This window comes from Arthrobacter sp. 2RAF22 (genome assembly GCF_052115325.1).
GTDB lineage: Bacteria > Actinomycetota > Actinomycetes > Actinomycetales > Micrococcaceae > Arthrobacter.
Map to the genome: position 1 here is coordinate 37,729 of NZ_JBFRGL010000003.1, position 26,487 is coordinate 64,215.

Sequence of the window (26,487 nt, forward strand, 5' to 3'; positions counted from 1 at the left end):
ACGCGGGCACGGTGCCGGCGCCACATCCCAAGGAGGAACAGTCATGCCACGTTATCTGCTCAGCATCTACCAGCCCGACGGCCCAGCCCCGGAGCCCGAAGTCCTCAACAAAATCATGGCCGATCTTGACGTCCTGAACCAGGAAATGCGCGACGCCGGCGCCTGGGTTTTCACGGGTGGCCTGCACCCCGCCAGTACCTCCACAGTGGTGCGTGTGAACGACGGCGAGGTTCTCACCACGGACGGCCCCTTCGCTGAGGCCAAGGAACACGTGGGCGGCCTGTGGGTGATCGAAGCCCCGGACCTGGACGTGGCACTTGGCTGGGGACGCAAAGCCGCCCAAGCCACCACGCTGCCTATCGAGGTCCGGCCGTTCGCGGGCTACCGGGAATAGTTTCCCCGTGGTCCATATTTCGGAGATCGCACGAATATTCCGTGAAGAGTATGGAAGATCCGTGGCGGTCCTGGTCCGCGTTCTGGGCAGCATCGACGCCGCCGAGGACGCAGTCCAGGACGCCTTCACCGAGGCCGTGGCGCGCTGGCCCGACGACGGCCTGCCGCCGAGCCCAGCGGGCTGGATCATCACCACCGCCCGCAACCGGGCCATCGACCGGTTCCGCCGCGAGGCCTCCGGTAGGGAGAAACTCGTCCAGGCCGCGATCCTGCACGGTGATGAACACAGCGATGAACCCGAAGAGGTGGATACCGTGGAGGACAACCAGCTCCGGCTGATCTTCACCTGTTGCCACCCCGCCATCAACCGGGCCGCGCAGGTGGCCCTGACACTCAAGCTCCTGGGCGGGCTCACCACGGCGGAGATCGCCCACGCTTTCCTGGTCCCCGAGGCAACCATGGCCCAGCGCCTGGTGCGGGCGAAAGGGAAGATCCGCGACGCCCGCATCCCCTACCGGGTACCGAGCGGCGCCGAGCTTCCTGAGCGTTTGAAGTCGGTGCTGGCCGTGGTCTACTTGGTCTTCAATGAGGGCTACGCTGCGAGTTCAGGGGCTGGGCTGGTGCGCGAACACCTCTGCCACGAGGCTGTTCGCCTTGGCCGGCTCATCATGGAACTCATGCCTGATGAGCCCGAAGCCAAAGGCCTGTTGGCCCTCATGCTTCTGCTCAATGCCCGCAGTGAGGCCCGGACGACTCCCGACGGCGGCCTGGTGCTCCTCGCCGACCAGGACCGCAGCGTCTGGGACAAGGACCAAACTGCGGAAGGGCAATTATTGGTGCGGCAATGCCTGAAGCGGAACCAGCCCGGACCGTACCAATTGCAAGCCGCCATCAACGCGGTCCACAGCGACGCCGCACAGCCCGCAAGCACGGACTGGCGGCAGATCCTGGCATTGTACGGACAGCTCCTGGCCATGGAGCCGACGCCGGTGGTCGCCTTGAACAGGGCCGTTGCCCTCGCGGAGGTGGAGGGACCCGCCTCGGGTCTTGCCGCCGTCGACGTCCTTGAACTGGGCAACTACTATCTTTTCCACGCAGTGCGGGCGGATCTGCTCCGGCGCCTGGGACGCAACAATGAAGCTGTCTCCGCCTACCGGGAAGCGCAGGAGCGCACGGACAACGACGCCGAGCGAGACTTCCTGGCGTCACGCATCCGGGCGCTCACCACCACTGGCCCCGGACCTGCAGCACCGACTTCAGACCATCCGCTCGGTCGGTGACGATCCCGTCCACGCCCATATCAAGCAACCTGGCCATCTCGGCCGGATCATTGACCGTCCAGACGTGAACCTGCAGCCCAAGCCGATGCGCCCGCCGCAGGAAACCGGGGGTCACAACGGCCAGGGGTCCGTAGCGGACCGGCACTTGGAGGGCATCGACGTCGTGCAGGATCTTCCGCAGCCAGCGCTCGGGAAGAAGCGGTCCCAAGAGGGTGAAGGCGGCGTTGCAGGCAACGCCAGCCGAGGACGCCGTGCGACGGCGGAGCAGGCGCAGGACGGCCCGACGCCGGCGATCTGAGAAGCTCGCAATCAGCACCCGGTCGTGGGCGTCAAGTTGTTCAATGACTCCAGCGAGGGGTTTGACGGTATGCCAATCCTTGACATCAATGTTCAGCCGCGCCTCGGGAAATTCCTTCAGGACATCGGCCAAGTGGGGAATTGCTTCGCGGCCACCGATCCGGGCCTTGGCGATCTCGGCGGCACTGAGACTGGAGATGGAGCCATGGGCATCCGTGACACGGTCAAGGGTGTCGTCGTGGAAAAGGAGCACCACGCCGTCGGCAGTGGCGCGGGCATCGGTTTCAAGATGCGTGAAGCCGAGCTCAAGCGCCGCCCTGAATGCCGCGGCCGAGTTCTCAAGGCCATCCGGCGAAAATCCGCGGTGCGCGAACGCAAGCGGAGCGGATTGTCCGTCCGGGCGGCTGAAGAAAGGCAAATTCGGGCTCACACGGGTAGCGTAACCCGGCTGCGCCTCCCGCGAGCCCGTCAGGATTCCTGCCGGACGATCTCCACGCCGTCGCCGCAGTGCACCAGCGTGCGGCCGCGGCCGCCGTCGAGGTTTACCCAGACCACGCTGTGGTCACTCGACACGGCGTCCACCTGGCCGGGGTTCTCAAACCCCGGCGCAAGCTTGACGCTCACGCGGTCTCCGCGGCGCAATTGCTTCCAATGTTCAGCCGGCACTGCGCGGCGAACGGGGGCCTCGGGCCACCCTGTCGTCTTTCTCTTGGCCATCATGTCCCCTGTGATCGGCATCGAATACGACAAGAGACTACGGGGAGTAGTTGAACGGCAGTTGGACTGAAGCTGTGTAATGGGTGAGCGGTCCCAACCAACTAGCAATCGTTGTCGTTTAGAGGCCTGAAAACGACGAAAATTGCGTGGGCCCACGCCGCCAGAGTTCCCTGGCCGTGGGGCCCCACTGGCGAGGGACCCTGCCTGAGCTTGCGAAGGCTGGGAGCCGGTGGGGACTTGCGAGGCGAGGGTGGCGGTGGGGACCAGTTGGGACCGCCGGCTGGGAGGTGGGCCTAGATGATGGCGGCGCGCAGTTGCTTCGCGGCCAGTGCGGGGTCGTCGGCACCGTAGATGGAACCGCCGACGACGGCGACATCCGCTCCGGCGCGCTGGACGGCTCCGATCGTGGACAGGTTCACGCCACCGGCCACCGAGAACGGCACGCGGGCTTCCTCACCGGCGCTCAGGAGCACATCCAGGTTGTAGCCCGGCTTTGCCTGCTCGTCGAGGCCGGCGTGGAACTCGATGAACTTGGCACCGAGGGCCCTGGCTTCCTTGGCACGGGTTACTTTGTCCGCAACACCGATCAGGTCAACCACGATGCCCTTGTTGTGGGCCTTGGCGGCCTTGACTGCACCCGCGATGGTGGAGTCGTCTGCGCCGCCAAGCACGGAGACCAAGTCTGCGCCCGCCTTGAAGGCGATGTCGGCTTCAAGTTCACCGGCATCCATGGTCTTGAGGTCGGCAAACACGACCTTGTCCGGGTGGGCATCCTTGATGGCCGTCACCGCGGACAGGCCTTCGCTTTTCACGAGGGGGGTGCCGAGCTCGATGATGTCCACGTATTCGGCGACCTTGCCGGCGATCTCGAGGGCGGCTTCGGTGGTGAGGACGTCGATAGCGACTTGCAGCTTCATGGAGGGATCTCTTTCTGTCGTTTGTTGTGGTGTTGGTGCGGTGAAAATCAGGGGCTATTCGAGGTTGGCGTGGCGGAGCCAGAGTTCCTCGGCCGGGGTTGCATCGTTGTCCCACAGGGCCTGGAAGACGGCTTCGGCAGCGAGGAAGAGCACCTGCTCGAACAGGCTGCCGGAGTATTGACGCGACAGCGTGGAACCGTGGTCTGTCTTCTGCGCCGCCGGAATGATGACGACGACGTCGGCCAGTTCCGCAAGCGGGGACCCGGCATTCGTGGTGTACACGGCGATCCTGGCGCCGGCTTTGGAGGCAGTCTCGGCGGCGCGCACGACGCCGGAGGTCGTCCCGGAGCCCGAGGCGAGCAAGAGGAGGTCGCCCGAGCGGATGGCCGGTGTGGTGGTGTCCCCCGCGATGTGCACGTCGAAGCCGAGGTGCATCAGCCGCATCGCAGCCATCCGCAGGACGAGGCCGCTGCGGCCGGCTCCTGCAACGAAGATCCGGCCGGTGGCCGAGTTCCCGGCAGTCTGGACTTCCGTGGCCAGGCTGGACAATTGCCGAAGGTCCACTTCAGCTGCCGTTTCCGCGATCTCGCTGCCCACGAGGGCCAGGCTTAGCTCGACATCCGGGCTTGGGTCGACGTCCGATACGGCCTGGACGGCCTCTGCGGTGGTGGTCATGCGTTGCCTCCTGCTCAGGTGAATGCTCGGTTTGAATCAATCCTTCAGGACTGAACGGGTAGGCGTAACGCTGAACAAGGGCGGTATTAGCTACCCGTTTGGGTAGTAGGCGGACGGCGCGAAGCGCTAAAGTGGCGGGATGACCTCAAGCCGATGGACCCTTCTCGAGGCAGTCGCTGAACTGGCCAACGCACCGCTCACGAACATCGCCGAGAGGCTCCGTGAAGCGACGCTTCCGTACGTAGGCAGCAGCGCGCTGGTGATCTTCACCGAAGATTGCACCGGCCGGCCCCAGAAGAAAGCCGGGGCAGAGGGCATCATCAGCCGCGTCTCCATTCCCGAGTTGGATCAACTGCGGACCCGGGTCACGGAAGGCGAGGTGTGGCACGGGGAAGCGGCCATCGCCGGCGAGCAACGGCCTGTTCTTGCATTGACGTCCGAGAGCAATGCGCTGCTGACCCTCACTGAGCCGGCCCTGCCCGAAGAACCGTTGGAGCGCGCGTCGACCCTGCGGATGCTTGACTACCTATGGCAGCTCACAGCGCGGCGCATCCAGGAGAAGGTGGCGGACGCGCCGCCGTCGTACCTTTTGGAATCCCGCGCGGCGTCAGCCGAGCGGCTCCGCGTCACGGCCGAACTCGTGGACAGGCATTCGACCACCCTGGAGACACTTTTGGCGGCGTTGCGATCGAGCGCCCTGGACGATGCCACTGCCAGAAAAACCGTCACCGACCTGGCCGCTACCTCGCTGGTCAGTCTCCGGACGCTCAGCGACCGCACCACAGACCTCGTCGAAGAGCCGGTGGCCAAGGCGTTCGAACGGCTGCGGGAAGACCTGCGGCCGCTCATGCACTTCAGCGGGCTCGACATCCAGTTCATCGAGCCACCGGTCAACGGCCGTGCCTTGCCCGGCGAAGTTGCCCACGCCTCCAGGGCGATCGTGCGGGGACTGGTGCTCGCCATCGTGGAGCAGCCCGCAGTCAGGCGCGTGCGGGTGCAGTGGGACTGTGACGGCGTGAACCTCCTCATCAACGTGCGCGACGACGGCCTAGGCGAACTGACGTCGGATTCGCCCAACATTGCCCGGCTCAACAACAGGGTGGCAGCGCTGGACGGCCGAATGAACATCGAGGTCATGGCCGGCTGGGGAGCCGACGTGCAGGTGGTCCTGCCACTGGACCCTCCATCAGCCCCGGCGGGCGACATCGGTGGATGGGGCCTGGCCGAGCGAGAAATGGAAGTTCTTCAACTGTTGGCGGCCGGGCAGCGCAACCGGGCCATCTCCGCCAAGCTGCACATCAGCGAAAACACCGTTAAATTCCATGTCAGGAATATTTTCAGGAAACTCGGCGTGGGTTCACGAACAGAGGCCATTGCCTTGGCGCACAGCCACGGACTGCGGGCGCCGAACTAGCGGTGCACAGCGGCCCGGTGCGGGGCCGACTAAACCCGCAGGGAAGCGAGCTTTGCCTCGAGGATCTGGGCCACGCCGTCGTCGTCGAAATGGGGCGCCTGCTGTCCTGCTGCGCTGATCGCCTCCGGATGGCCGCTGGCCATCGCGTAACCGTCGCCGGCCCAGCGCAGCATCTCGACGTCGTTGGGCATGTCACCGAATGCCACCACCTCGGCGGCCTCGATGCCTCGGGATGCCGCATATACGGCGAGTGTGACGGCTTTGTTGATACCGGGCGCCGACATTTCCAGGAGTGCGGTCCGCGGCGCCGAGTGGGTGGTCTCCACGAGATGCGCGACGGCGGGCTGCACCCTTGCGAGGAAATCATCCGGAGTGCCGCTGCGCGTTACGGCAAGGAACTTCACGACGGCGTCGTCCGCGGTCAGCGTTTCGTCCAGCCACGCGGGCGTGAACTCGGCCAGGAGCTCGCTGGTCTCGTTCTCGATGAACCCGGGCTCCAGGTGGAATCCCGTGAGTGTTTCGGCAGCGAACAAGGCGTCGGGCCGGAGCTGCTTGATGATCCGGCGGGCCTCCAGTACAGACGCGATGCTCAAGGCATTGGCCGAAATCAGCTTGTCAGCTTCAAGGTCCCACACCACTGCACCGTTGGAGCAAATAACGATGCCGCTATGGCCGATCTGTTCGCGGAGGGGGTAGAGCCAGCGCGGTGGCCGACCCGTCACGAACACCACCTCGATGCCCGCGTCGCGGCAGGCATGGAATGCGCGGATGGTGCGGCTGCTGATCTTGCCGTCATGCCCAAGGATGGTGCCGTCAATGTCACTTGCTACGAGCCGCATTATGTCAGTCTACGTGGGGGCGGCCGCCGTCGACTTAGCCCCTGGAGCTAGCGCCGCTCGAAATGGCCCGTGATGACGGCCCGGGCCAGCGTGTGAGAAGCCAGCTTGCGGACGAGGGCTTCCGTGGAGGCACCAGCGTCGAGCCCCAGTTCAGCGACGTCGACCGCGTGCACGGCCACGATGTACCGGTGCGGACCGTGCCCGGGCGGCGGCGCCGCACCCAGGTAACCGGGGAACCCGGCGTCGTTCTTGAGTTGAACCGCTCCGGCCGGCAAGTGCGCACCACCCGGAACGCCGGCACCGGCAGGCAACGAGTTCGTAGTGGCGGGGATGTTGACCACTGCCCAGTGCCAGTAGCCGCCCGCCCTCGGAGCATCGGGGTCGAAGACGGTGACGACGTAACCCTTGGTGCCCTCGGGGGCTCCGCTCCAGCCCAGCTGCGGGGATTCGTCCTTGCCGCCGGTCACGCCGAAGCGCTTGCTGGTCTGGGCCGGGCTGAGAGCGTCGCCGTCCTTCAGCGAGCCGCTGGTGACATCGAACGATGGGACTTGTGGAAGGTCGGCGTAGCTCATGGCTGCCTCTCGACGCTTGCACCGGCTTCCGGGACGCCCAAGGCGTTGAGTTCGGCACGCGTCGGCGGATTCGCGCCCGGCCGGGAGACCGTGATTGCCGCTGCGCGCGCGGCATGGCTGAGGAGTCCTTCGAGCACTTCGGCGGGCATGGCGTGCAGTTCGTCGCGGTTTTGGGCCCCTGCCAGCCCGTGGTCAACGATCCCGGAGAGCAGTGCGGCCATGAAGGAATCGCCCGCACCCACGGTATCCGCCACCTCTACCTTTGGGGCGTCCACCTGGGCCTCGCCCGCGGCTGTGACACCCCAGGGTCCGTCCGCGCCTCGCGTGACCACCACGACGGCGGGCCCCCCGCTGCCGCCCAGGCCCAGCCAGCGCCGAGCCGATTCCAAGACATCGACGCCCGGATAGAGCCACTCAAGGTCCTCGTCGGATGCCTTGACCACGTCGGCAAGCGCCACGAAACGCTCCACCTGGGCCCGCGCAAATTCTCGATCCTTGATGATGCTGGGCCGGCAGTTCGGATCGAAGCTAACAGTCGCATTCGGATGGGCATGCTCGACGGCGGCAAGGACATCCGCTGCGCCCGGCTCCAACATCGTGGCAATCGAGCCGGTATGCAGGAGCGAGGTCCCCTGAAGCATGAACGGCAAGCGCGCGGCGAGGCCGGGAAGCTCCCAGGCGAGGTCGAAGGTGTAGCTTGCAGCGCCGTCGTCGTCGATCAAGGCCGTGGCCACGCTGGTAGGGCTCTCGTCCGGCGGCAGCGGAACCATGACGGAACTGGAGCGCAAGTGGGCTGCGATCGAGTCGCCGTAAGCATCCTTGCCGAAGCGGCCGATGAACTGGACAGCGTGGTCCAGCCTGGCCAGGCCCACGGCAACGTTGAGCGGACTTCCGCCCACGTGGGCATCGATTCCCGAGGAACGCTGGACGACATCAACCAGCGCTTCACCTATGACTGTCAGCATGGGACAACTCTGCCACGCGGATGTGGTGTGCGTCTCTCGATGACAGCCGGTGACTTTGCCGGCAAACCGTCACGCGAGCAGCCGCTGCACCAACTCCCGGCACTTCTTGTACGCAACGGCCCTGGGATCGATCAGGTCGAAATGGTCGCCAGGCACCTTGAGGAACTGGGCCGCGCCCCCGGAAGCGGTGGCTGCGGCAACATAAGCCTCGGACTGGCTGCACGGGACATCCTCGTCCGATGCAGCATGGACCGCGAAGACCGGTACGGGGATGGGCAGCGACCTCATGGGGTCCGCATAGATATGCCGTTTGGGGTATCTTACCGAGTCGCCACCCATGAGGTTGTCGACGGCGCCGTTGCTCAGGTTGAGCCGCTCGGCGTCGGCAAGGTTCAGCAGGCCAGACTGGCTCACGACGCCGGTGAGCCGCACTGCCGCACCGTTGTCATGCCGATGGAGCTGGCGGTCGGCGTCCGGGGCGCCGATTTTGGAGAGTTTTTCCCGCCCGGCCGCCCAAACCGCGAGATGGCCGCCTGCGGAGTGTCCCAGTGCCACCACTTTGTTCAGATTAAGTTCATGTTTGCCGGCAATCTCGCCCAAGTGGTCGATCCCATCGAGGACATCTTCGAACGTATGCGGCCAGCCGCCACCGTTTCCGGCCCTCCGGTATTCAAGGTTCCAGGCGGCAATTCCATGTGCAGCGAGATCCCGGGCAATCGGCTCACCGAGTTCGGCGCCGTATTGGGAGCGCCAATAGCCTCCGTGGATCACCACCACCACTCCATCGGGTCTGTTGCGGTGTGGTTGTAGCGAATCGGGTACGAACAGCTCGCCCCATTGGCTGGAGTGCTGGCCGTAGTAGTACTTGTGCCGCTTCATCGTGTCCTCCTTTGTGCCGAGCCTATCGCGGAGGAGCGCCGCGGAGCGGGAACGATGGCCTGAGGATCCACGCGGAGCCTTCCTGTAGCCACTGCCCGAGCGTACCCTCAGGGGTGAAGCGCTACCCTCGCTTCACTCCCGCGTTTTTGCGGGAAATGCTTCTTTACCCGGACGTGATTTCAATGATCCGTCGTATCTCCGCGTCGGTTCTTGTGGCTTTGACCTTGAGCGTGCTGGCTGTGGCTGCGCCGGCTTCGGCGGCAAACCCGCCTGGAACTGGAAAGCCTAACCAGTCCTGCCAATCCCTCGAACCGAACACACCCGGCAATGCCGCCAACAGCCCAGGATCGCCATTCAACGAGCCGGGCATCAACAGCATCAACGGCGGAGTGGGTGGACAGAACTACTCCCCCACCTCCCAATACGATGTTGCATGCTTCCAGGTGGCGCACCGGTAGCGCCAGAGGGCCCGGCTCAGCTCCACTGTCGGACCTCCCCCGTAAGCTGGAGGCATGGCTAGCAATTGGGACAGCTTGGATCCTCAGCTGCGCGAATCAGTACAGGCGAACGTGGAGCTTTACGAACGCGTCCGGCCTGCCCTGAAACTTGTCACCCGCGATGTCCTGTTGACCTTGCGGGACATGCTCAAGAACAGCGAGTCCGTGCCCCTCTTCGTCACGGGACGCACCAAGACGGTCGAATCTTTCCGGGAGAAGATTTCCCGCACCGAGGTGCCCCTGGAGGGGGGTCCGCGGGTGCTGAAGTTCCCGGATCCCTTCCGGACCTTGAACGACATGGTGGGGCTGCGCGTCATCACCAAGCTCCCGGCCGAGAACGCCGCAGTTGCGAACTTGATCAAGCGCCAGCGCCAGCTTTTCGATTGCCGCGGAGACCTTGAGAAGGACATCGGCTCCATCGAGTCCGGCACCTACGGATATTCCAGCCGCCACCTCATCCTCCGCACCATCCAAAACGAGTCCGTGAAGGCCTACCAACAGGTCTTCAATCCGGACATTCCGCCCAATGGCAGCTACTTCTTCGAATGCCAGATACGTACGGTTTTTGCGCATGCCTGGAGCGAGATCGAACACGACATCCGCTTCAAGGCCGAGGATCCGCGCGCTTGGACACCGCATTTCGACCGCCAGTTCACTGCTACAGCCGCAATGCTGGAAACCGTGGAAAGCGCCTTCGCCGACCTCCACGAACGCTACGAGGAAGTCCGCGGCTACTGGGATCTCGACGGCGAAGGCTCCATGCCCCTCACGCCCAACCGGGTGCGTGACGTCTGGCGGACGCTGCTTCCCCACGTTGACCGTAAAGTTGATGACGACTGGGGTTGGGCTGCGGAGCTTCTCGCGGCCCACGGACTGAACAAGACCGTGGAACTCGCCGGTCTCCTCAGCGCCAACCGGATCACCGAGGTCCGCAAAGCCCTGGATCACCGTTACTCCCCTGGACCGGACCGCCTCCTGGATGACCTCCTGCTCTGGCAGTACGGCACTGAACACATCGACCTCACCGCCGAGGCGCCCGACGTCGTCCCCCACCCCCGGCGGGACAGCCTCCAGCGGCGTCTCAAGCAGATTGAGCGGTACCGCCTGACCAACAGCTAAGGACCCATGACACCCGAGCAGCTCCAGTCCCTCCGTTTCACACTGCGCTCTCCCCGCAGGCTCAAGACGGAAGCATTGGCCGGGTTGGTGGTGGCGCTTGCGCTCATTCCGGAGGCCATTGCGTTCTCCGTGATCGCCGGCGTGGATCCGCGCATCGGCCTCTTCGCGTCCTTCACGATGGGGGTCACCACGGCGATCGTGGGTGGCCGGCCGGCTATGATCTCGGCAGCCACCGGCGCCGTCGCCCTCGTGATCGCCCCCGTCATGAAGGATCACGGGCTGAACTACCTGATTGCCACGGTCATCCTGGCCGGGGTCTTCCAAATCGTCCTGGCGGTCCTGGGGGTCACGCGGCTCATGCGCTTCATTCCGCGCTCGGTGATGATCGGATTCGTGAATGCCTTGGCCATTCTGGTGTTCATGGCGCAGCTGCCTGAACTCATCGGCGTCCCCTGGATGGTGTACCCGATTGTGGCCGTCGGGCTGCTGATAGTGTTCGGCCTGCCCAAAATAACGACAGCGGTGCCCGCGCCTTTGGTGGCCGTCGTCGCCCTCACGATCGTCACGACGCTGGCCGGCGTCCGCGTCCCCACGGTGCACGACAAGGGCGAACTTCCCAATAGCCTTCCCGGTTTCTTTCTGCCCAACGTGCCTTTGACCTGGGAAACCTTCCAGACCATTGCCCCGTTCGCTTTGTCCATGGCGCTGGTTGGCCTCCTGGAGTCCCTCTTGACGGCCAAGCTCGTGGATGACATCACGGATACCCGCTCCAACAAGGCCCGGGTGTCCTGGGGCCAAGGCATCGCCAACATCGTCACCGGATTCCTGGGTGGCTTGGGCGGCTGCGCCGTGATTGGGCAGACCATGATCAACGTGAAGGGTTCGGGCGCCCGCAGCCGGCTCTCGACCTTCCTGGCCGGAGGGTTCCTGCTGGTCCTCGTGGTGGCGCTCGGGGACGTGGTGGGCATGATTCCCATGGCCGCTTTGGTGGCTGTGATGATCTTCGTTTCCCTCATCACCTTTGACTGGCATTCGATCCGGCCGGCGACCCTCAAGCGACTCCCGAAGTCCGAGACCGGCGTCATGCTCGTGACGGTGGCCGTGGTGGTGGCGACGCACAACCTGGCTATTGGGGTGGGAGCCGGTGTCGTCACGGCCATGGTGCTGTTTGCCCGCCGAGTGGCCCATTTCGCCACGCTGGAGCGGAGTGAACTTGAGCTCAACGGCCGGACCGTGGCGAGCTACACGGTGGATGGCGAGTTGTTCTTCGCTTCCTCCAACGATCTCTACACGCAGTTCGACTATGCGAAGGATTCCTCGGAGGGAATCGACCACGTGGTCATCGATCTTCACGCCTCGCACATCTGGGACGCTTCCACCGTTGCCGTATTGGATTCCGTGACCGAGAAATACCGCAGGCACGGCCGCGAGGTGGAGCTGGTTGGCCTCAACGCGGCGAGCGTCCGGATGCGCGAACGGCTTGCAGGCAAGCTCAACGCAGGCTAACGTCCACCGGCACACCCAACGATCGCGCCCCCAACTGATCCCCACCGCCACCCTAGCCTCGCAAGCTCGGCCAGGGAACCCTGGCGGCGTGGGCCCACGCATTTGTTGTCGTTACGAGCCCTCAAAACGACAACAAATGCGAGCTAGTTGGGCTGGGAAACGACGGTCATCTGACATATTGGCCCGATCCGGGTCACGGATTGGGCGCACGTTCAACCACAGTGCCACGATAGAACGATGCTTGAGGCAACAACCAACCCCGCAGAAGCCCCCGTCCTGAATCCGGCACTGGCCGCGGAAGCCAAAATCGCCAGGATCGCGGTCACGGTCTTTCCCGTCCTCGTGGTTCTCGCCGGAGTGGCCGGTTTCCTGCTTCCCGACGCCTTCAAACCACTGGCACCAAGCGTTCCGTTCTTGCTGGGCATCATCATGTTCTGCATGGGCCTGACCCTTACCCCTCCGGACTTCGCATCGGTGGCGAAGCGCCCTTGGGCTGTGGTTCTGGGCATCGTCGCCCACTACATCATCATGCCGGGTGCTGGTTGGCTGATCGCGGTCGCGCTCAACCTGGAACCCCAGCTGGCAGTGGGCTTGATCCTGGTGGGCTGCGCGCCGTCGGGCACGGCCTCCAACGTGATGGCTTTCCTGGCGAAGGGTGACGTTGCGCTGTCGGTGGCCGTCGCCTCCGTTTCCACCCTCATTGCCCCGATCGTGACCCCTTTGTTGGTGTTTTTCCTCGCGGGTTCCTTCCTGAACATCGATGCCGGCTCCATGGTCCTGGACATCGTCAAGACGGTCCTCCTCCCGGTCATCGGAGGGCTGGCGGCCCGACTCTTCCTCAAGAAGCTCGTGCGCAAGGTGCTGCCGGCACTTCCCTGGGCATCCGCCGTCGTGATCTCACTGATCGTCGCCGTGGTGGTGGCGGGTAGCGCCGGCAAGATCGTTGCCGCGGGCGGCATCGTCTTCCTCGCGGTGGTTCTCCACAATGGCTTCGGCCTCGGCCTGGGCTACCTGGCGGGCAAGCTGGGCCGCCTCGATGGCAAGGCACGCCGGGCCCTCGCATTCGAGGTGGGCATGCAGAATTCCGGTCTTGCCGCCACTCTTGCGACCGCGCACTTCACGCCCCTGGCAGCGTTGCCGTCGGCCGTATTCTCCCTGTGGCACAACGTTTCCGGTGCCATCGTCGCGGCCTGGCTGGCCCGGAAGCCGCTCAAGGAGGGCTGACAGCTACGGCGTCTTGAACTCCCAAGGCGCCGCCTTGGTGGTTCCCGCGCCGATGGTGCGTCCTGCGAGCCGGTCAAGGAGCAGTGTGATGGCTCCTTCGAGCGCTTCCGGTTCCGGAGTCCCGCCCGCGGATCCGGGGGCCAGGACATCGAACCCGGCAGGCTGCATCGTGTCCGAAATGATGACCTGGGCTACTCCGCGCCTGGCCAACTCCCCCACCGTGAGGTCAAGAAGGGTGCCGGGCGGGAGAGCCCCGATGATGGCGCCGTCGGCACCGCCGGAGAGCATGAACCGCCGCCACCCTTCGCCGATGAGGATCACGGGCAAGTAGCCGTGCTGAGGCAAAATGCGTGCGGCGGCCGTTGCCAAGGCCCGGTCCCACGGCCATTCCAAGTCTCCGATGGCGATCGCCACGAGGTCGGTCTTGCCGCGGCGCATTCCGCGGGCCGCTTGGTTTGGTACGTAACCCAGTTCCTTGGCCGCGGCCTGGACGCGCTCTTGTGTTGCTTCGCTGATGCGGGTGGTGCCACCGAGGCGCCCGGACAAGACGTAGGACACGGTGGTGAGGGAAACGCCGGCGCTCTTGGCGACGTCCCGGATGGTCGGCTTCGCTCCAAGTCCCATGGCCTAGCGCTTTCCTTTCTTGCGGGAGCCCTTGCCCCGGCCCTTGTCCGGGTTCGGGGCATAGCGCTGAGCGACTGCCGGCTTTTTCGCGCCGGTGCCGCGGCGGTCCGGCTTGGGTGCCTTCTTGGGCTTCTCCTGCTGCGCCGAAGGCTGCCTCGAGCTCTGGGCGGTTCGCCCCCGGACGATGCCAATGAATTCCTCGATGACCTCGCTTGAGGAGTCGCTCGGCCAGGCCAGGGCGATCTGCGTCCCTTCGGCCCCGGTCAGGCGCCGCGCTACCGTGTCCTTGACGTTGAAATGCCGGGCCACCGACATCGGTAGGATCACGAGACCGGCGCCCGAGGCCACCACCTGCATGGCCATCTCCGGCCCGCCCATCGCGGCGACATCCAGGAAGTTCTCCTCCGCGAGGTCCTCCAACGCCACCTCTTCGAACACCGAGATTTCGTGGCCCTTCGGGGCCACCACCACAGCCTGCTCTTCGTAGAGCGGGATGACGTGGAGTCCGTCGCGATCCACCGGCAGGCGGACAAAGCTGAGCTCCGCGGAACCGTCGCGCAGGACCTCTAGCTGCGCACCGTCGTCGGACATGAACGAGTGCAGCGGAACGTCGGGCATGCGCTCTTCCCAGCGCCGGATCCATTTCCCGGGCGTCACGCCGGCGACGTAGGCGAAAGTCAGCCCCTGGGGGCCGCTTGTTTCGGCGTCGGAGGCGTCGGGGACGCCGACGGCGGGCAGGGATTCTTGATCGGATGGCACCAGTTCACAGTACCGCGCGGGCGGCAGCCAACGCAGCGCCCGCGCAAGCTACGCCGCGTACACCTGGACCGCCGTGGCCTTCACCACGAAGAAGACGCGCGAGCCAGGCTCCAGTCCCAGCTCGGCGGACGCAGAGGGCGTGATGTCCGCCGCCAGATCGCCGGCCCGGACCCTGATATGGTCCCCATGCGGTTCAAGATCAGTGATCGCAACCGGGAACGAGTTGCGCGGGCTGCCGTGGGCGGCGTCCAGGAAGATGGAAACGGCCGACGGCGGGAAAGCGGCGACGCCGGGCTCGCCCGGTTCCGCTTCGTCGTCGAGGTGTCCCGCGACATGAAGATCGGGAAGCTCCGCGGTGGCGAGCGTCCTGAGTCCGTCCTCCGTGACGGTGCCGGACATGAGGTTCACTCCGGCCAGACCAGCGGCGAACTGGCTTCGTGGACGTCGGAAGACCTCGCGGGTGGCGCCTTCTTCCACAATCCTGCCCTTGTCCATGACGATTACGCGGTCCGCGAGCATGAGCGCATCCAGGACGTCGTGGGTAATGATCAGGGCCCGACGCCCGGACAGGACGCGTTTCAGGAGCCGGCGCAAGTGCGGAGCGGCGTGGATGTCCAGGGCGGACATGGGTTCGTCAAGGAGCAGCAATTCGGGACTGGCCGCCAACGCGCGGGCCACCGCAACACGCTGGGCTTGTCCCCCGGACAGCTGCCCGGGCTTCCTCCCGGCGAACTCCATGACGTCGACTTCGGCAAGCCAGTACCGCGCGGTTTCGCGTGATTCCGCCCGGGAAGCGCCTGCACTGCGCGGGCCGAAAGCCACGTTGTCGAGGACGCTCAGGTGCGGGAAAAGCAACGGTTCCTGGGCCAACAGTGCCGTACCGCGAAGGTGTGGAGGGGTCCATACCCTGCTGCCGCCGTCGAGGTCGAAAAGAACCTGGTCGCCTAGGCGGGCACAGCCGGCATCCGGCCGCACGAGTCCCGCCGCGACGGACAGAAGCGTCGACTTTCCGGCCCCGTTGGGGCCGAGGATCGCCACGGTTTCCGCTTGCCCAACGCTCAATGACACGTCGAGGTTTCGGGCCCGAACGGTGGCGTCGATGTGGAAACTCACGCGGCGGCCTCCGCGGGAATGTCTGCGCGGTGGGGACGCCGGTAAGACAGTCCGACGACGATCACCGCCACGGCGACAAGCACGAGTGAAAGGGCGACGGCGGCGTCCGCGTCGGTCTCGCGCTGCAGGTAGATTTCGAGAGGCAATGTCCGAGTGACACCTTGCAGGCTCCCCGCGAAAGTCAGCGTGGCCCCGAACTCGCCCAGGCTGCGGGCAAAGGACAATACCGCCCCCGACGCAAGACCGGGAAGGACCATGGGTACGGTCACGCGGCGCAGGATGGTGGTGGGGCGGGCGCCGAGCGTCGCGGCAACGGCTTCGTATCGGTTGCCGGCCGTCCGCAAGGCACCCTCGAGGCTCACCACCAGGAACGGCAAGGCGACGAACGTCTGGGCCAGGACCACCGCCGTCGTCGAAAAGGCGATCTGGATGCCCGCGAGCTCAAGGCTCTTGCCCAAGAGACCCTGCCGCCCGAACGTGTAGAGCAGCGCGATGCCGCCCACTACCGGCGGCAACACCAGGGGCAGGAGGACGAAGGCACGGAGGAGCCGCTGCCCGCGGAAGGGCCGGCGGGCAAGGACAAGTGCCAAGGGGATTCCGAAAACGACGCAGAGCGCGGTGCTCGCTGCTGAAGTGCGGAGGCTGAGGCCCAACGCCGTGAGCGAGGAATCGGAGGTCACCAGCGGGATGAATTGCGCCCAATTGACCTTTGCGACCATGGCGGCCAGCGGCAACAGGACGAACAAGCCGCCCACTACCGCAAGGCCATACACCCACCGTGGAATCCCGCTGAAGTTCATCTGCGCCTACGGTACGCCGGGGCTTGCGTCACCAGGACTTTCCGGGCGCCCCCGGCGACTCGTATGTGCGGCATGGATTCATCCTAGAACAGCGGCTGTGCCACTTCGCTGCGGGGGCGGATACCCTTGAACCATGACCTCTGCAAACTCCCAGTCCATGAAGCCGGCCACCGTTGCCAAGAAACTTGGCATCTACCTGCCTGCAACACCCCAGGAGTTCCAGGATTCGGAAATCACCCGCGCCGATTTCGCCGAGCTCCAGGCCAACGCCCCGGAGTGGCTCGCCGAGCTCCGCCGGACGGGTCCGCACCCGCGTCCCGTGGTGGCACAGAAGCTGAATGTCTCCATCAGCGGCCTCGCCCGCGGCGGAATCACCGAGCCCCTGACGACGGCGGAAATCACCGAACTGCTGGCAGCTCCCCCGCAGTGGCTCGTCGTCGAGCGCGCCACGCACGCAGCCGTGCGCTCCGAGGCAAAGCGCATCAAGGAAGAAGCTGCCAAAAAAGAAGCCACGAAGGACGCCAAGACGAACGCCGCTGCCAAGCGGGACGCGCCCAAGGCATCCAAGCGGGACCACGCTTAAGCTCCAGCCGGACTTCCGCAGCAAGGCAGGGCACCCGGGCCAGGGTGCCCTGCCTTGCTGCCCTTAAGCCCGATTCGGGCTCTCGCCTCCGGGCCTTCCTCGGCGCATACTGATTTCAAAGGGGTGCGCATTCGCGTGGAGGTGGTCCGATTGCCCGCCACAACTGGAATCCAGCTGACGGTCTGGGAGATCGGGCTGTGGGCGGTCTTGCTCACGTGCGCGGTGGCCTTCACCGTCAACACCGTCCGGAAAGCGGTCATCCACGCAGCCCCCGACGGCGGCCGCCTCGCCTTGCAGGCGCCCCTCGGCCAACGCGATCGGGAACCCGTCAAAGAGCCGGACGCCACCTTCTGGAACATCTTCGCCGGACTCGTGGTGATTGTCCCCGCAGTCGTCATCCCCGCGTTGGGCTCGCCCGCCGTCGGGCTCTTGATGCTCTTCCTCGCCATGGGTGCCGCTGCCACCGCCTTTGCTGTCGGCCGGAAACTGGAGCAGAAGCGTCAAAATCGGAGCGGTTTCACGGAGGCGGCAGCCCGTCACGACGCTCTCTTGGCCCGCTGGCAACGGTATGAGCTGGATCCCGCCAAGGGCATCGACTTCCCCGGCATGAGCGATGTCAACGTTCCGCAAACCGCCGCGTTGGTCCGTGCGCTGCAGGAAGCCCAACGCTGCCGCCTCACCGCGGGGACGGACTATGCCCGCGCCGTCGAGCGGTTGGATGTGGCGATGGCCGAAGCCGAAGCGGCGGCGGGCGTTTCCGCACCGTAACTGGCTGGCGTCGAGTGCCCGCTGCCTACGGAATTGCCCCGATGTGCACCAGGAGTTCGTGCTCGGCACCGTCGAGGTAGCGGCGCAACTCGGCTGCGGCCTCTTCCCGCTGTCCGTTGCGGATCTGGGCAACCAAGGCGGCGTTCCGTTCCACATAATGCCCGTGGAAGTCGGGAGTGGTGGCCATTGCGTGGAAGACCAATCGCATCTCGGCCAGCACTTTCTCCATCAATGCGTCCAGGGAGGCGCTTCCGGACAGCGACACCAAGGCCTTGTGCAACTCCTGGTTGGCGTCCGCCATGCCGGCCACCGATCCCTCGGCAAGGGCGGCCCGGGCCTTGTCCACGATCACGTCCATAGCGTCGAGGGCTCCGGCCGGGACATCGCCCCACAACACGGCCGCCGGCTCAATCAGGCGGCGCACCCGGTAGATTTCGCGGACGTCGTCGGCTCCCGGGGCGGCTACGAACACGCCGCGGTTGGGGATGCGCTGGACCACGGATTCACCGGCCAGCACCGTAAAGGCCTCCCGCAGGGTGTTCCGGGAAACGCCGAGCGCCTCGGACAGGGCTTGCTCGGAGAGCTTCGTGCCGGGCGGCAACAGGCCGTCGGAGATGCGCTGGCGAAGCTGGGCGGCAACCCAAGCCCCGGTATGGGCGTGGGTGGCGTGGCCGGCGTCGGCGATTCCTTGAAGCGCAGCGTTCATGGGCATGCCCCAAATCTACCGAACGGCGACCGTGCCAACCTCAGCCGATGCTCGCGAGCACTTCTCCGCGCCCGACGGCGGTGCCCGGCTCGTGCGGACCGCGCGCCACGGTGCCGGAACGGTGGGCCGGGACGGTGGTTTCCATCTTCATGGCTTCCAACACTGCCACGGGCTGTCCGACTTCCACTGCCGCACCGTCCTCAACCAGCCACTTCACCAGCGAGCCGGACATCGGCGAGGCGAGCCCGGCGTCGTCGGCCGCAACAGGCCCAGGGGCAGCAGCGACGGACCCGCCACCGCCGCTCATCAGCGCTTCGAACAAGCGGAGGGGGAGCCCAAGCTGCACCGCTTTGCCGTCCAGCTCCACCGTGAACGTGCTGCGTTCGGAGCCGGGGACCACGCGGGCGATCTCGGGAGAGGCGGCCAGCTCCTCGGCGAACTCGGTCTCGATCCACGTGGTGTACACGCCGAGCTTGTCCTCCGAGGTGAAGGCCTCGTGGCGGACCACGGCCCGATGGAAGGGAAGCACGGTGGGCAAACCCTTGATCTGCATCTCATCCAGGGCAACCCGGGCGCGGCGCAGGGCCTGCTGCCGGTCCTCGCCTCGGACAATCAGCTTGGCCAGGAGGGAGTCATATTCCCCGGGAACCACTGATCCGGAGCGAACTCCCGAGTCCACGCGGATGCCCGGACCGGTGGGCGCTTCGAAGACTTCCACGGTACCGGGGCCGGGAAGGAAGCCGCGTGCCGGATCCTCGGCGTTGAGGCGGAACTCGAAGGCGTGTCCTGTGGGCTCAGGGTCCTCGGTCAGGGAGAGGATGCCGCCTGCGGCGATCCGAAACTGTTCGCGGACCAGGTCCACCCCGGAGGTTTCTTCGGTGACGGGATGCTCTACCTGCAGGCGCGTGTTGACCTCGAGGAAGGAGATGGTGCCATCCACGGCCACGAGGTATTCCACGGTTCCGGCGCCGTAGTATCCCGCCTCACGGCAAATGGCTTTGGCCGATTCGCGGATGAGCGTGCGCTGTTCAGGGCTCAGGAAGGGTGCGGGCGCCTCTTCCACGAGCTTCTGGTTGCGACGCTGCAGGGAGCAATCACGGGTTCCGAGGACCACCACGTTGCCGTGCATGTCCGCCAGCACCTGCGCCTCGACGTGCCGCGGTTGGTCCAGGAAGCGTTCCACGAAGCATTCGTCACGTCCGAAGGCCGCCTTGGATTCACGCACAGCCGATTCAAAGGCGTCCTCGATGTCCTCCAGCCGTCGCGCGATCTTGAGCCCGCGGCCTCCCCCGCCAAAAGCAGCTTTGATCGCCRCCGGCATGCCGTGTTCCAAGGCGAAGGCAAGTACTTCAGCGGCGTTGGCCACAGGACCGTCGCTGCCCGGCACAAGCGGAGCCCCTGCGCGGACGGCCATCTCGCGGGCCGTCACTTTATTGCCCAACTCCCGGATCGACTGCGGCGCGGGGCCGATCCACGTGAGGCCGGCGTCAATGACGGCCTGCGCGAAGTCGGCGTTCTCGGACAGGAACCCATATCCGGGATGCACGGCGTCGGCACCGGCACGGCGGGCGACGTCGATCAGCTTGGCGATGTCCAAGTACGTCTCGGCGCCGGTGGAACCGCGCAGCGCGTAGGCCTCGTCGGCGAACCGCACGTGGAGGGCATCGGCGTCGGGGTCCGAGTACACGGCAACAGACTGCAAGCCCTCGTCTGAGCAGGCGCGGGCAATCCGCACGGCGATCTCGCCGCGGTTGGCGATCAGGACCTTTTTCATGGCTGGGTTCCTTCGGAGACAGCGCCGGCAACGGCAGGTTCAAGTGGTTCAAGGGTTGCGGGGTCCACGATCGTGAACCGCACGGTATGGCCGGGCGGCAATTGCGCCGCCGTCGGCAGGTCTTCGGGTACGACGACGGCAATCACCGGATACCCGCCGGTCACCGGGTGGTCGGCCAGGAAGAGGACCGGGTGTCCGCTGGGGGGAACTTGGAGGGCGCCGGCAACCGTACCTTCACTCGGGAGCTCGCCGGCGCCGCGGTCGGGGTTCCGTTCGAGCGGACGGTTGCTTCCCGGCCTGAGCCGGACACCGATCCTGTTGGACTGTTCGGTGGTGAGCCAGTCCTCCTGCGTGAGCGCCTCCAGGGCCCGGGAATCAAACCAGTCGTCCCGCGGGCCCAAGGTGATCCGCAGCTCCGAAGAGACCGCTCCTAGCCGGAGCGTGGATTCCTCGGAGGCGCCGACCATCTGGAAAAGCGGCGCTCTTCCCACGGGGAGGCTGGTCCCGGCCGACAGTGGCGCGGGACCGATTCCGGACATCGAGTCGCTTGAGCGGCTGCCGAGCACCGGATCAACATCAATCCCGCCGCGGACGGCAAGGTAGCTGCGGGCCCCGAGGGTCGGATCGCCCAGGCTGAGGGATTCGCCGTCCAGGAGAGCGAAGGGCGCGCACATCGCGGCGCGGCGGGCCGGCGCCCCGGAGGCATCGCGGATTTCCATGGGGACCACCGCCCCGGCAACCGCGAGTACCTGGTCGCCGGCGGCCCGGACCGTGAGTCCGCCTAGCACCGTTTCCACAACCGCGGTACCGGGTTCGTTGCCCACCAGGCGATTGGCCTGACGCATCGATTGCTCGTCCACGGCGCCCGCCGCTGAGACTCCCAAGTCCCCCAGTCCAGGGCGGCCGAGGTCCTGGACCAGCGATTGCAGTCCGGGTGAGTCCACCACGAGGGCGGGTCCGGTGAATTCGCGGGCGGCATGTGGTGCCGGAGTCAACGCGATGGCCTCGCGGACAGCGACATACCGGACCCTATCTCCTGGGCGGACAAGCGCCGGCGACTCCCGCTCGAGATCCCAGAGGACCGCCGTCGTACGTCCGATCAGCTGCCAGCCGCCCGGGGATTGCCGCGGGTAGACGGCGGAGAACGTTCCGCCGAGCGCCACGGAACCGGCGGGAACGGAGGTCCGGGGCGAGTTGCGACGCGGAACATCGAGGCTGCGGTTCTCGCCGAGCAAGTACGTGAAGCCCGGGGCGAAGCCGCCGAAAGCCGCGGTCCAGAGCTGGCCCGTGTGCGCGGCCACCACGCCGTCCCGGCCCAGACCGGTGAGCACGCCCACCTCGGTGAGGTCCTCGCCGTCGTACACCACTTCGATAGTGACGTCGCGGGAACTGTCGAGCGGCACCGCGCCTCGATCAACATGCCCGACGGCGGCGCGCGCCGCGAGTGCCTCGGCATGCGTGCCGAACTTAATCAGTACGGTGGCTGCCGCGGCGACCGCATCGAGCTGGCCGGGCAGGGGCTCGGCAAGCAGCCGGGAATGAAACGCCAGCACGGAAGGGAGATCGGAAAGCTCCACCAGGAGGGCACGCGAGCCGGACCAGCGTATTCCCGTGAGGCTCACGCGAAGCTCCGCACGGTCACGCCGGCGGCTTCGAGCCCCGCGCGGACGGCGGCTGCCATGGCCACGGCGCCGGGAGTGTCTCCGTGGACGCAGATGCTTTCTGCATGGACGTCCAGGATGGAACCGTCGCGGGCCACGATTTTGCCCTCCGTTGCCAGGCGGACCATGTTTTCCGTGATGGCGGCGTGATCGTGGAGCACGGCACCTTCTTCGCGGCGCGATACGAGGGTGCCGTCCGCGTTATAGGCACGGTCGGCGAACGCCTCGGCTACTCCCCGGAGCCCCCTCGCTTCCGCCTTGGCGAGAGCGACGGAGCCCGGCAGGAGAAGGAGCGGGAGTCCGGGACTGAAGGCATGGACGGCGTCGGCCACTGCCTGGGCGTGGACCTCGTGGTGGACGATCGTGTTGTAGAGGGCACCGTGCGGCTTGACGTACTTGATCTCGGAACCGGCAGCACGGGCCAGGGCTTGGAGTGCGCCGAGTTGGTAGAGAACGTCGTCGGCGAGTTCCGATGCGGAGCAGTCGAGGAACCGGCGGCCGAAACCCGCGAGGTCCCGATAGCCCACGTGGGCGCCAATGGTCACTCCGGCGGCTGCGGCGTCCCGGCAGGTGCGGGCGATGGTGCTGGGATCTCCGGCGTGGAATCCGCAGGCCACGTTGGCACTCGACACGTAGCGGAAGACTGCGGCGTCGTCCCCCATGGTCCAGTTGCCGAACGATTCTCCGACGTCGCTGTTGAGGTCAATAAAAGGCATTGTGATCCCCGTCTCAGGTTGAATACCTCACCATCATGCCTGAAATGCCAAGATTGTTCAACAATCTTGGTTGCGGGGCCAACTGCCCGGGTTCCACACGTGAGGTCTCGACCCTTTCAGCGAGCGAAAGGGACGAGACCTCACTTTTGGATTAGTACCTGTTCCTAGGCCACCGGTACCGCAGCGACGCGGCTGTTGGCGGCGACGATCCTGGCAGCCGTTGCCTGGCCCATCCGGACCGCTCCGTCCACGTGCTGGTAGCCTTCCGCGGCCAGATCGGAGGAGGACCAGAAGATGGGTCCAACGTTGGCGTGCTGGTCCTTGCCGTAGCGGTGCAAACCACCCAGGTCGTAGCTGGCCGCGTAGGCTCCGCGGGTCCATTCCTCGGAACCCCAGTCGGATTCGTAGTAGACCTCGGCATCCAGGGCCTTGTCGCCCAGGAAGCTCGCGATGGACTCAAGGACCCTCTTCTTGCGGTCCCCGGCGCTGAGCTCGAAGACGGCGTCCGCTTTTTCGTCCGAGATGAAGCCCACCAGGGTTCCGCGGGCGTCTCCGTGGTTGGTGTTGTCGTAGACCTCCTGGACCAGGGCGTCGGCGCCGAAGCCCGTGCCGGACAGGCCGTCTTCGCGCCAGAACGGCGTGCTGTAGACAGCGTGGACCTTGATGACCAGGCCCAGGGACTGGTGCTGGTGCATCTGGTGTTGGCGGCGCGGCAGCGGCGGGTTGTAGGAAACGCGGGAGTACAGGTTCGGCGGGACTGCCATGATCACGAATCGCGCATTGACGGTTGCGCGCTCGGACTCAACAGTGACGCGGTGGCCTTCACCCGCCGGCTCCCAATTGATGGTGCGGACCGGGCTGTTAAGTACGACGTCGTCGCCCAGTTCCGCGGCGATCAGCAGGGAGACCTGCTGCATGCCGCCGATAACCCGCTTGTCCAGGATGAAGTCTTCGTCCGTCAGGTTGGAGAACGAACCTGCGGAAGCCGCCATCAGGACCGCTTGCAGCGCGGAGAAGGCATGGGCCGGCTTGGTGAGCATGCCTCCGGCGATGAAGAGGCCGATATTATTGCAGGCTTCCTCGTCCGTGGAGTTCTGGCGCAGCCAGTGGTGGAAGGAAATGGTGTCCAGTTCGCGGGCTTTGGGGTGGGCCCAGGGTTCCTCAGGGCCGATCTCGGCGGCGAGGCCATCCAGGATGGCGGTGAGCTTGTCCATCTCGGCTGCGGTGGTTTCGCTCACCGGGAAGGAAGCCCCGGTGTAACGGGTGCGGCTGCCGTCCGGCGCCAGGTAGACAGACTCGCCGTCGCGGTAGCGCGCGTACATCTTCAAGCCCAGTTCGTCCAGGAGCCCCATCAGGGCGGTCTGGTCAGGGGACACCCATTGTCCGCCGATTTCCAGCATGGCCCCGTCAATGGTGTCGGTCCACGTACGGCCACCGACGCGGTCGCGCGCTTCGAGCACGGCAACGCTGAGTCCGGCCTTCTTCAATTCGCGGGCGGCCGTCAACCCCGACGGACCGGCACCGACAATTACGACGTCGCGATCAAGATTCAACATGATGTCCTTTCTGTGGCCGTCCCCGTTGGCTGACCAATAAATGAATGACGTTCATTTATCTCAACTGTAGCTGCCTTGGCCCCGGCTGTGAAGACCCAAATGGAATAATGCTGAGGACACAGCCTCCAGAAAGGTCAGCGATGCCTGAACCCACCCCCGCTCCCGGCGAGACCAAAGCGCGCCGCAGGGCAGGCCGGCCGATGGCGGCGGTCCTGGACCAGGACGGCATCACTGCGGCGGCGCTGGAACTGATCAGCAAGAAGGGCTACGACGGCCTCACCATGGCGGCCCTCGCCCGCTCCCTGGGTGTCGCGCCGTCGGCCCTTTACAACCACGTGTCCTCCAAGGACGAAGTCCTCAAGCTCGTGGAAGAGGACCTGATGTCCAAGGTCGACTTCGGCGGTTTCAGCACGCTTCCCTGGGAGGAAGCCGTCCGGCAATGGGCATATTCCTACCGCGGTATCTTCGCGAGGCACACCCCGCTGATCTCGGTGATCGCGGTCCTGCCCGTGACGGACGCCCCGCAGACGCTCGCCATGTACGAAGCTGTGACGGAGGGATTCCTCCGCGCGGGTTTCCCGGAGAAGCAGATCATCCCGAGCATCGTGGCCCTCGAGGCCTATATCTTCGGCGCCGCTTTCGACGCTAACGCGCCGGCGGACATTTTCGATTCCGGCCGCTTGGCCGACTCCACGCCGCACTTCACCTCAGCTGTCCGCAGCCTGGGACCCGAGCGGAACAACTACCCGTCCGACCTCGCGTTCAGCATGGGCCTGGATGCGCTGATCACCGGGCTTGGGGCGCTCCGGGCGTAGCCCAACTAGCTCGCAGTTGTTGTCGTTATGGGCCCCCAAAACGACAACAACTGCGAGTCAGTTGGGAGTTCGGTGAGTTAAACAAAGGAACCCCGGTCAGAGACCGGGGTTCCTTTGAATTGCGTGCGCGAGGGGGGATTTGAACCCCCACACCCTTTCGGATACTGGCACCTGAAGCCAGCGCGTCTGCCGTTCCGCCACTCGCGCGCAGTTTCTTTCGCCCGGGCCGTACCAGGTTTCCCCGGCCTCACCCCTGCGAAAGCAGCGAGATCAAGCATAACGGACAACCTGTTGAAAACGCCAATCGACCCGGGACGGGGCCGTAAAACCCTGGGACGCCACGGATTGCCGGTCCCCCACATGATGCGGAAATCACGCGAGAAGCATCCCGGAATGATGCAGCCCGGCGAACTTTTCCGGCGTTCCGGCCGTTGTGGAATAAGGCCATTCACAGTCTTGCCCAGTAGTATCGGGGTTGAAGACAGGCTTCCTGCGTGCGCTCCGGCCACTGCGGGGATTCGTCTTGGCTACTGATACTGCCGGGTCAACGAAGCGGAAGGAGAAGGACCATGGGCTTGCTTGACAGGGTTGAGCGTGGCATCGAAAAGGCCGTCCGAGGCGTCTTCTCCACCGGGTCGCGGGCGCGGGTGGAGCCGGTGGAAATCGCCAGCAAGCTTCGCCGTGAACTGGACAACAAGTCCATCACCATTTCAGCCGGCCGAACATTGGCACCCAACGTTTTCGACGTTCTCTTGAGCGATGAAGACTTCGCGCGCGCCCAGGACTGGGGAACTCCCCTGGCCGAAGAATTGTGCGACGTCGTCATCCAGCACGTGCGCAGCCAAGGTTACATTCTGCAGGGTCCCGTACGGATCTCCTTCCGTCACGACGATGCCCAGCGCGAAGGCCATTTCGAGATCACGTCCCGCACCGAGAAATCCGGCGGGGCTGCCGCGCCCGTTGCTCCCCGGCCCGTTGTGCCCGCCGCTCCGAGCCGCGAGCCCACACGGCTCCAGCCTGTCCTGGACATCGGCGGACAACGCTATTCCCTCAACGCGCCTTCCATCGTGCTGGGCAGGTCATCCGAAGCCGACATCCTGGTGGACGATACCGGCGTCTCCCGCAAGCACTTGGAAATCCAGACGGCAGACGGAGTCATCCGCGCCGTCGACCTCGGTTCCACCAACGGAAGTTACGTCAACGGCCATAAAGTGGACGGCAGTGTAGAACTTACTGACGGATCCACCATCACCATGGGACGGACCAAGATCATCTTCAGACTTCTCCCCCAGCCCTCTGGTGGGCGCCCGTGAGCGAC

28 protein-coding genes and 1 tRNA gene are annotated in these 26,487 nt (G+C 65.5%); 11 read left to right on the forward strand and 18 right to left on the reverse strand.

The window, feature by feature from the left end; all coding sequences use genetic code 11:
* Positions 1–43 precede the first annotated feature (43 nt).
* A complete protein-coding gene (locus tag AB4068_RS04770; protein WP_284750952.1) occupies positions 44–394 on the forward strand; it encodes a YciI family protein in 351 nt (116 codons plus the stop codon).
* A gap of 7 nt (positions 395–401) precedes the next feature.
* Positions 402–1,673 carry an RNA polymerase sigma factor gene (locus tag AB4068_RS04775; RefSeq protein WP_441432806.1) on the forward strand — a complete coding sequence of 424 codons (1,272 nt, stop codon included), beginning with the start codon at positions 402–404 and terminating at the stop codon, positions 1,671–1,673.
* On the opposite strand, the gene AB4068_RS04780 is transcribed toward AB4068_RS04775, so the two are convergent.
* From AB4068_RS04780 to hxlB, 4 genes are all read right to left on the reverse strand, one after another.
* Positions 1,615–2,400 carry a glycerophosphodiester phosphodiesterase family protein gene (locus AB4068_RS04780; RefSeq protein WP_441432807.1) on the reverse strand — a complete coding sequence of 262 codons (786 nt, stop codon included), beginning with the start codon at positions 2,398–2,400 and terminating at the stop codon, positions 1,615–1,617. The two genes, AB4068_RS04775 and AB4068_RS04780, sit on opposite strands and share 59 nt — an antisense overlap.
* A gap of 38 nt (positions 2,401–2,438) precedes the next feature.
* The gene (locus tag AB4068_RS04785) at positions 2,439–2,594 is read right to left on the reverse strand and encodes a hypothetical protein (protein ID WP_441432808.1); all 156 of its coding nucleotides are present in this window, start codon (positions 2,592–2,594) and stop codon (positions 2,439–2,441) included.
* Positions 2,595–2,980: 386 nt separating this feature from the next.
* The gene (gene hxlA, locus AB4068_RS04790) at positions 2,981–3,604 is read right to left on the reverse strand and encodes a 3-hexulose-6-phosphate synthase (RefSeq protein ID WP_059388908.1); all 624 of its coding nucleotides are present in this window, start codon (positions 3,602–3,604) and stop codon (positions 2,981–2,983) included.
* Between the two features lie 54 nt (positions 3,605–3,658).
* Entirely contained in the window at positions 3,659–4,279 is a 621-nt protein-coding gene (hxlB, locus tag AB4068_RS04795; protein ID WP_441432809.1) for a 6-phospho-3-hexuloisomerase, read from the reverse strand.
* 139 nt (positions 4,280–4,418) lie between these two features.
* On the opposite strand from hxlB, the gene AB4068_RS04800 reads away from it, so the two are divergent.
* Complete coding sequence (locus AB4068_RS04800) at positions 4,419–5,693, forward strand: helix-turn-helix transcriptional regulator (protein ID WP_059388906.1); 1,275 nt, start codon at positions 4,419–4,421, stop codon at positions 5,691–5,693.
* Positions 5,694–5,722: 29 nt separating this feature from the next.
* Here AB4068_RS04800 and AB4068_RS04805 read toward each other — a convergent pair whose 3' ends face one another.
* The 4 genes from AB4068_RS04805 to AB4068_RS04820 form a co-directional block, all read right to left on the reverse strand.
* Positions 5,723–6,532 carry an HAD family hydrolase gene (locus AB4068_RS04805; RefSeq protein WP_307054134.1) on the reverse strand — a complete coding sequence of 270 codons (810 nt, stop codon included), beginning with the start codon at positions 6,530–6,532 and terminating at the stop codon, positions 5,723–5,725.
* A gap of 47 nt (positions 6,533–6,579) precedes the next feature.
* Positions 6,580–7,104, reverse strand: a complete 525-nt coding sequence (locus tag AB4068_RS04810; protein WP_441432810.1) for a YbhB/YbcL family Raf kinase inhibitor-like protein — start codon at positions 7,102–7,104, stop codon at positions 6,580–6,582.
* The gene (locus AB4068_RS04815; protein WP_332603480.1) at positions 7,101–8,069 is read right to left on the reverse strand and encodes a carbohydrate kinase family protein; all 969 of its coding nucleotides are present in this window, start codon (positions 8,067–8,069) and stop codon (positions 7,101–7,103) included. The genes AB4068_RS04810 and AB4068_RS04815 overlap by 4 nt, the downstream gene beginning before the upstream one ends.
* 69 nt (positions 8,070–8,138) lie before the next feature.
* On the reverse strand, positions 8,139–8,948 hold the full coding sequence (locus AB4068_RS04820; RefSeq protein WP_284988606.1) for an alpha/beta hydrolase: 810 nt from the start codon (positions 8,946–8,948) through the stop codon (positions 8,139–8,141).
* Between the two features lie 113 nt (positions 8,949–9,061).
* On the opposite strand from AB4068_RS04820, the gene AB4068_RS04825 reads away from it, so the two are divergent.
* From AB4068_RS04825 to AB4068_RS04840, 4 genes are all read left to right on the forward strand, one after another.
* Positions 9,062–9,406, forward strand: a complete 345-nt coding sequence (locus AB4068_RS04825; RefSeq protein ID WP_441432811.1) for a hypothetical protein — start codon at positions 9,062–9,064, stop codon at positions 9,404–9,406.
* A 54-nt stretch (positions 9,407–9,460) separates the two neighbouring features.
* The gene (locus AB4068_RS04830) at positions 9,461–10,564 is read left to right on the forward strand and encodes a GTP pyrophosphokinase (RefSeq protein WP_059388901.1); all 1,104 of its coding nucleotides are present in this window, start codon (positions 9,461–9,463) and stop codon (positions 10,562–10,564) included.
* 6 nt (positions 10,565–10,570) lie between these two features.
* Positions 10,571–12,070, forward strand: coding sequence for a SulP family inorganic anion transporter (locus AB4068_RS04835; RefSeq protein WP_441432812.1), 1,500 nt, complete (start codon positions 10,571–10,573; stop codon positions 12,068–12,070).
* 237 nt (positions 12,071–12,307) lie between these two features.
* A complete protein-coding gene (locus AB4068_RS04840) occupies positions 12,308–13,294 on the forward strand; it encodes a bile acid:sodium symporter family protein (protein ID WP_441432813.1) in 987 nt (328 codons plus the stop codon).
* 3 nt (positions 13,295–13,297) lie between these two features.
* Here AB4068_RS04840 and AB4068_RS04845 read toward each other — a convergent pair whose 3' ends face one another.
* The 4 genes from AB4068_RS04845 to AB4068_RS04860 all read right to left on the reverse strand — a co-directional run bounded on the left by AB4068_RS04845 (position 13,298) and on the right by AB4068_RS04860 (position 16,590).
* Positions 13,298–13,918, reverse strand: a complete 621-nt coding sequence (locus AB4068_RS04845) for a LacI family DNA-binding transcriptional regulator (protein WP_059388898.1) — start codon at positions 13,916–13,918, stop codon at positions 13,298–13,300.
* A 3-nt stretch (positions 13,919–13,921) separates the two neighbouring features.
* Positions 13,922–14,656, reverse strand: coding sequence for a LysR family transcriptional regulator substrate-binding protein (locus AB4068_RS04850; protein ID WP_441432858.1), 735 nt, complete (start codon positions 14,654–14,656; stop codon positions 13,922–13,924).
* A 69-nt stretch (positions 14,657–14,725) separates the two neighbouring features.
* Positions 14,726–15,790: a sulfate/molybdate ABC transporter ATP-binding protein gene (locus tag AB4068_RS04855; RefSeq protein ID WP_441432814.1), complete on the reverse strand. Its 1,065-nt coding sequence runs from the start codon at positions 15,788–15,790 to the stop codon at positions 14,726–14,728.
* Positions 15,787–16,590 carry an ABC transporter permease gene (locus AB4068_RS04860; RefSeq protein WP_284988591.1) on the reverse strand — a complete coding sequence of 268 codons (804 nt, stop codon included), beginning with the start codon at positions 16,588–16,590 and terminating at the stop codon, positions 15,787–15,789. The genes AB4068_RS04855 and AB4068_RS04860 overlap by 4 nt, the downstream gene beginning before the upstream one ends.
* A 133-nt stretch (positions 16,591–16,723) precedes the next feature.
* Here AB4068_RS04860 and AB4068_RS04865 point away from each other — a divergent pair, with 133 nt between their 5' ends.
* Positions 16,724–17,173: a DUF5997 family protein gene (locus AB4068_RS04865; RefSeq protein ID WP_059388896.1), complete on the forward strand. Its 450-nt coding sequence runs from the start codon at positions 16,724–16,726 to the stop codon at positions 17,171–17,173.
* Between the two features lie 150 nt (positions 17,174–17,323).
* Positions 17,324–17,941, forward strand: a complete 618-nt coding sequence (locus AB4068_RS04870; RefSeq protein ID WP_284988590.1) for a hypothetical protein — start codon at positions 17,324–17,326, stop codon at positions 17,939–17,941.
* Positions 17,942–17,966: 25 nt separating this feature from the next.
* On the opposite strand, the gene AB4068_RS04875 is transcribed toward AB4068_RS04870, so the two are convergent.
* The 5 genes from AB4068_RS04875 to AB4068_RS04895 all read right to left on the reverse strand — a co-directional run bounded on the left by AB4068_RS04875 (position 17,967) and on the right by AB4068_RS04895 (position 24,354).
* Positions 17,967–18,653, reverse strand: coding sequence for a GntR family transcriptional regulator (locus tag AB4068_RS04875; RefSeq protein ID WP_306964347.1), 687 nt, complete (start codon positions 18,651–18,653; stop codon positions 17,967–17,969).
* A 34-nt stretch (positions 18,654–18,687) separates the two neighbouring features.
* The gene (locus AB4068_RS04880) at positions 18,688–20,421 is read right to left on the reverse strand and encodes an acetyl/propionyl/methylcrotonyl-CoA carboxylase subunit alpha (RefSeq protein ID WP_441432815.1); all 1,734 of its coding nucleotides are present in this window, start codon (positions 20,419–20,421) and stop codon (positions 18,688–18,690) included.
* The gene (locus AB4068_RS04885) at positions 20,418–22,043 is read right to left on the reverse strand and encodes a 5-oxoprolinase/urea amidolyase family protein (RefSeq protein WP_441432816.1); all 1,626 of its coding nucleotides are present in this window, start codon (positions 22,041–22,043) and stop codon (positions 20,418–20,420) included. The genes AB4068_RS04880 and AB4068_RS04885 overlap by 4 nt, the downstream gene beginning before the upstream one ends.
* Entirely contained in the window at positions 22,040–22,798 is a 759-nt protein-coding gene (locus tag AB4068_RS04890) for a LamB/YcsF family protein (RefSeq protein WP_306964343.1), read from the reverse strand. The genes AB4068_RS04885 and AB4068_RS04890 overlap by 4 nt, the downstream gene beginning before the upstream one ends.
* Positions 22,799–22,962: 164 nt before the next feature.
* A complete protein-coding gene (locus AB4068_RS04895) occupies positions 22,963–24,354 on the reverse strand; it encodes a flavin monoamine oxidase family protein (protein ID WP_441432817.1) in 1,392 nt (463 codons plus the stop codon).
* 107 nt (positions 24,355–24,461) lie between these two features.
* Between AB4068_RS04895 and AB4068_RS04900 the strand changes: the two genes are divergently transcribed.
* Positions 24,462–25,169: a TetR/AcrR family transcriptional regulator gene (locus tag AB4068_RS04900; protein ID WP_441432818.1), complete on the forward strand. Its 708-nt coding sequence runs from the start codon at positions 24,462–24,464 to the stop codon at positions 25,167–25,169.
* A gap of 124 nt (positions 25,170–25,293) precedes the next feature.
* Here the strand turns inward: AB4068_RS04900 and AB4068_RS04905 are convergent.
* Positions 25,294–25,376, reverse strand: a tRNA-Leu gene (locus tag AB4068_RS04905).
* Between the two features lie 362 nt (positions 25,377–25,738).
* Here AB4068_RS04905 and AB4068_RS04910 point away from each other — a divergent pair.
* The gene (locus AB4068_RS04910) at positions 25,739–26,482 is read left to right on the forward strand and encodes an FhaA domain-containing protein (RefSeq protein ID WP_284988580.1); all 744 of its coding nucleotides are present in this window, start codon (positions 25,739–25,741) and stop codon (positions 26,480–26,482) included.
* The last annotated feature ends 5 nt before the right edge of the window (positions 26,483–26,487 follow it).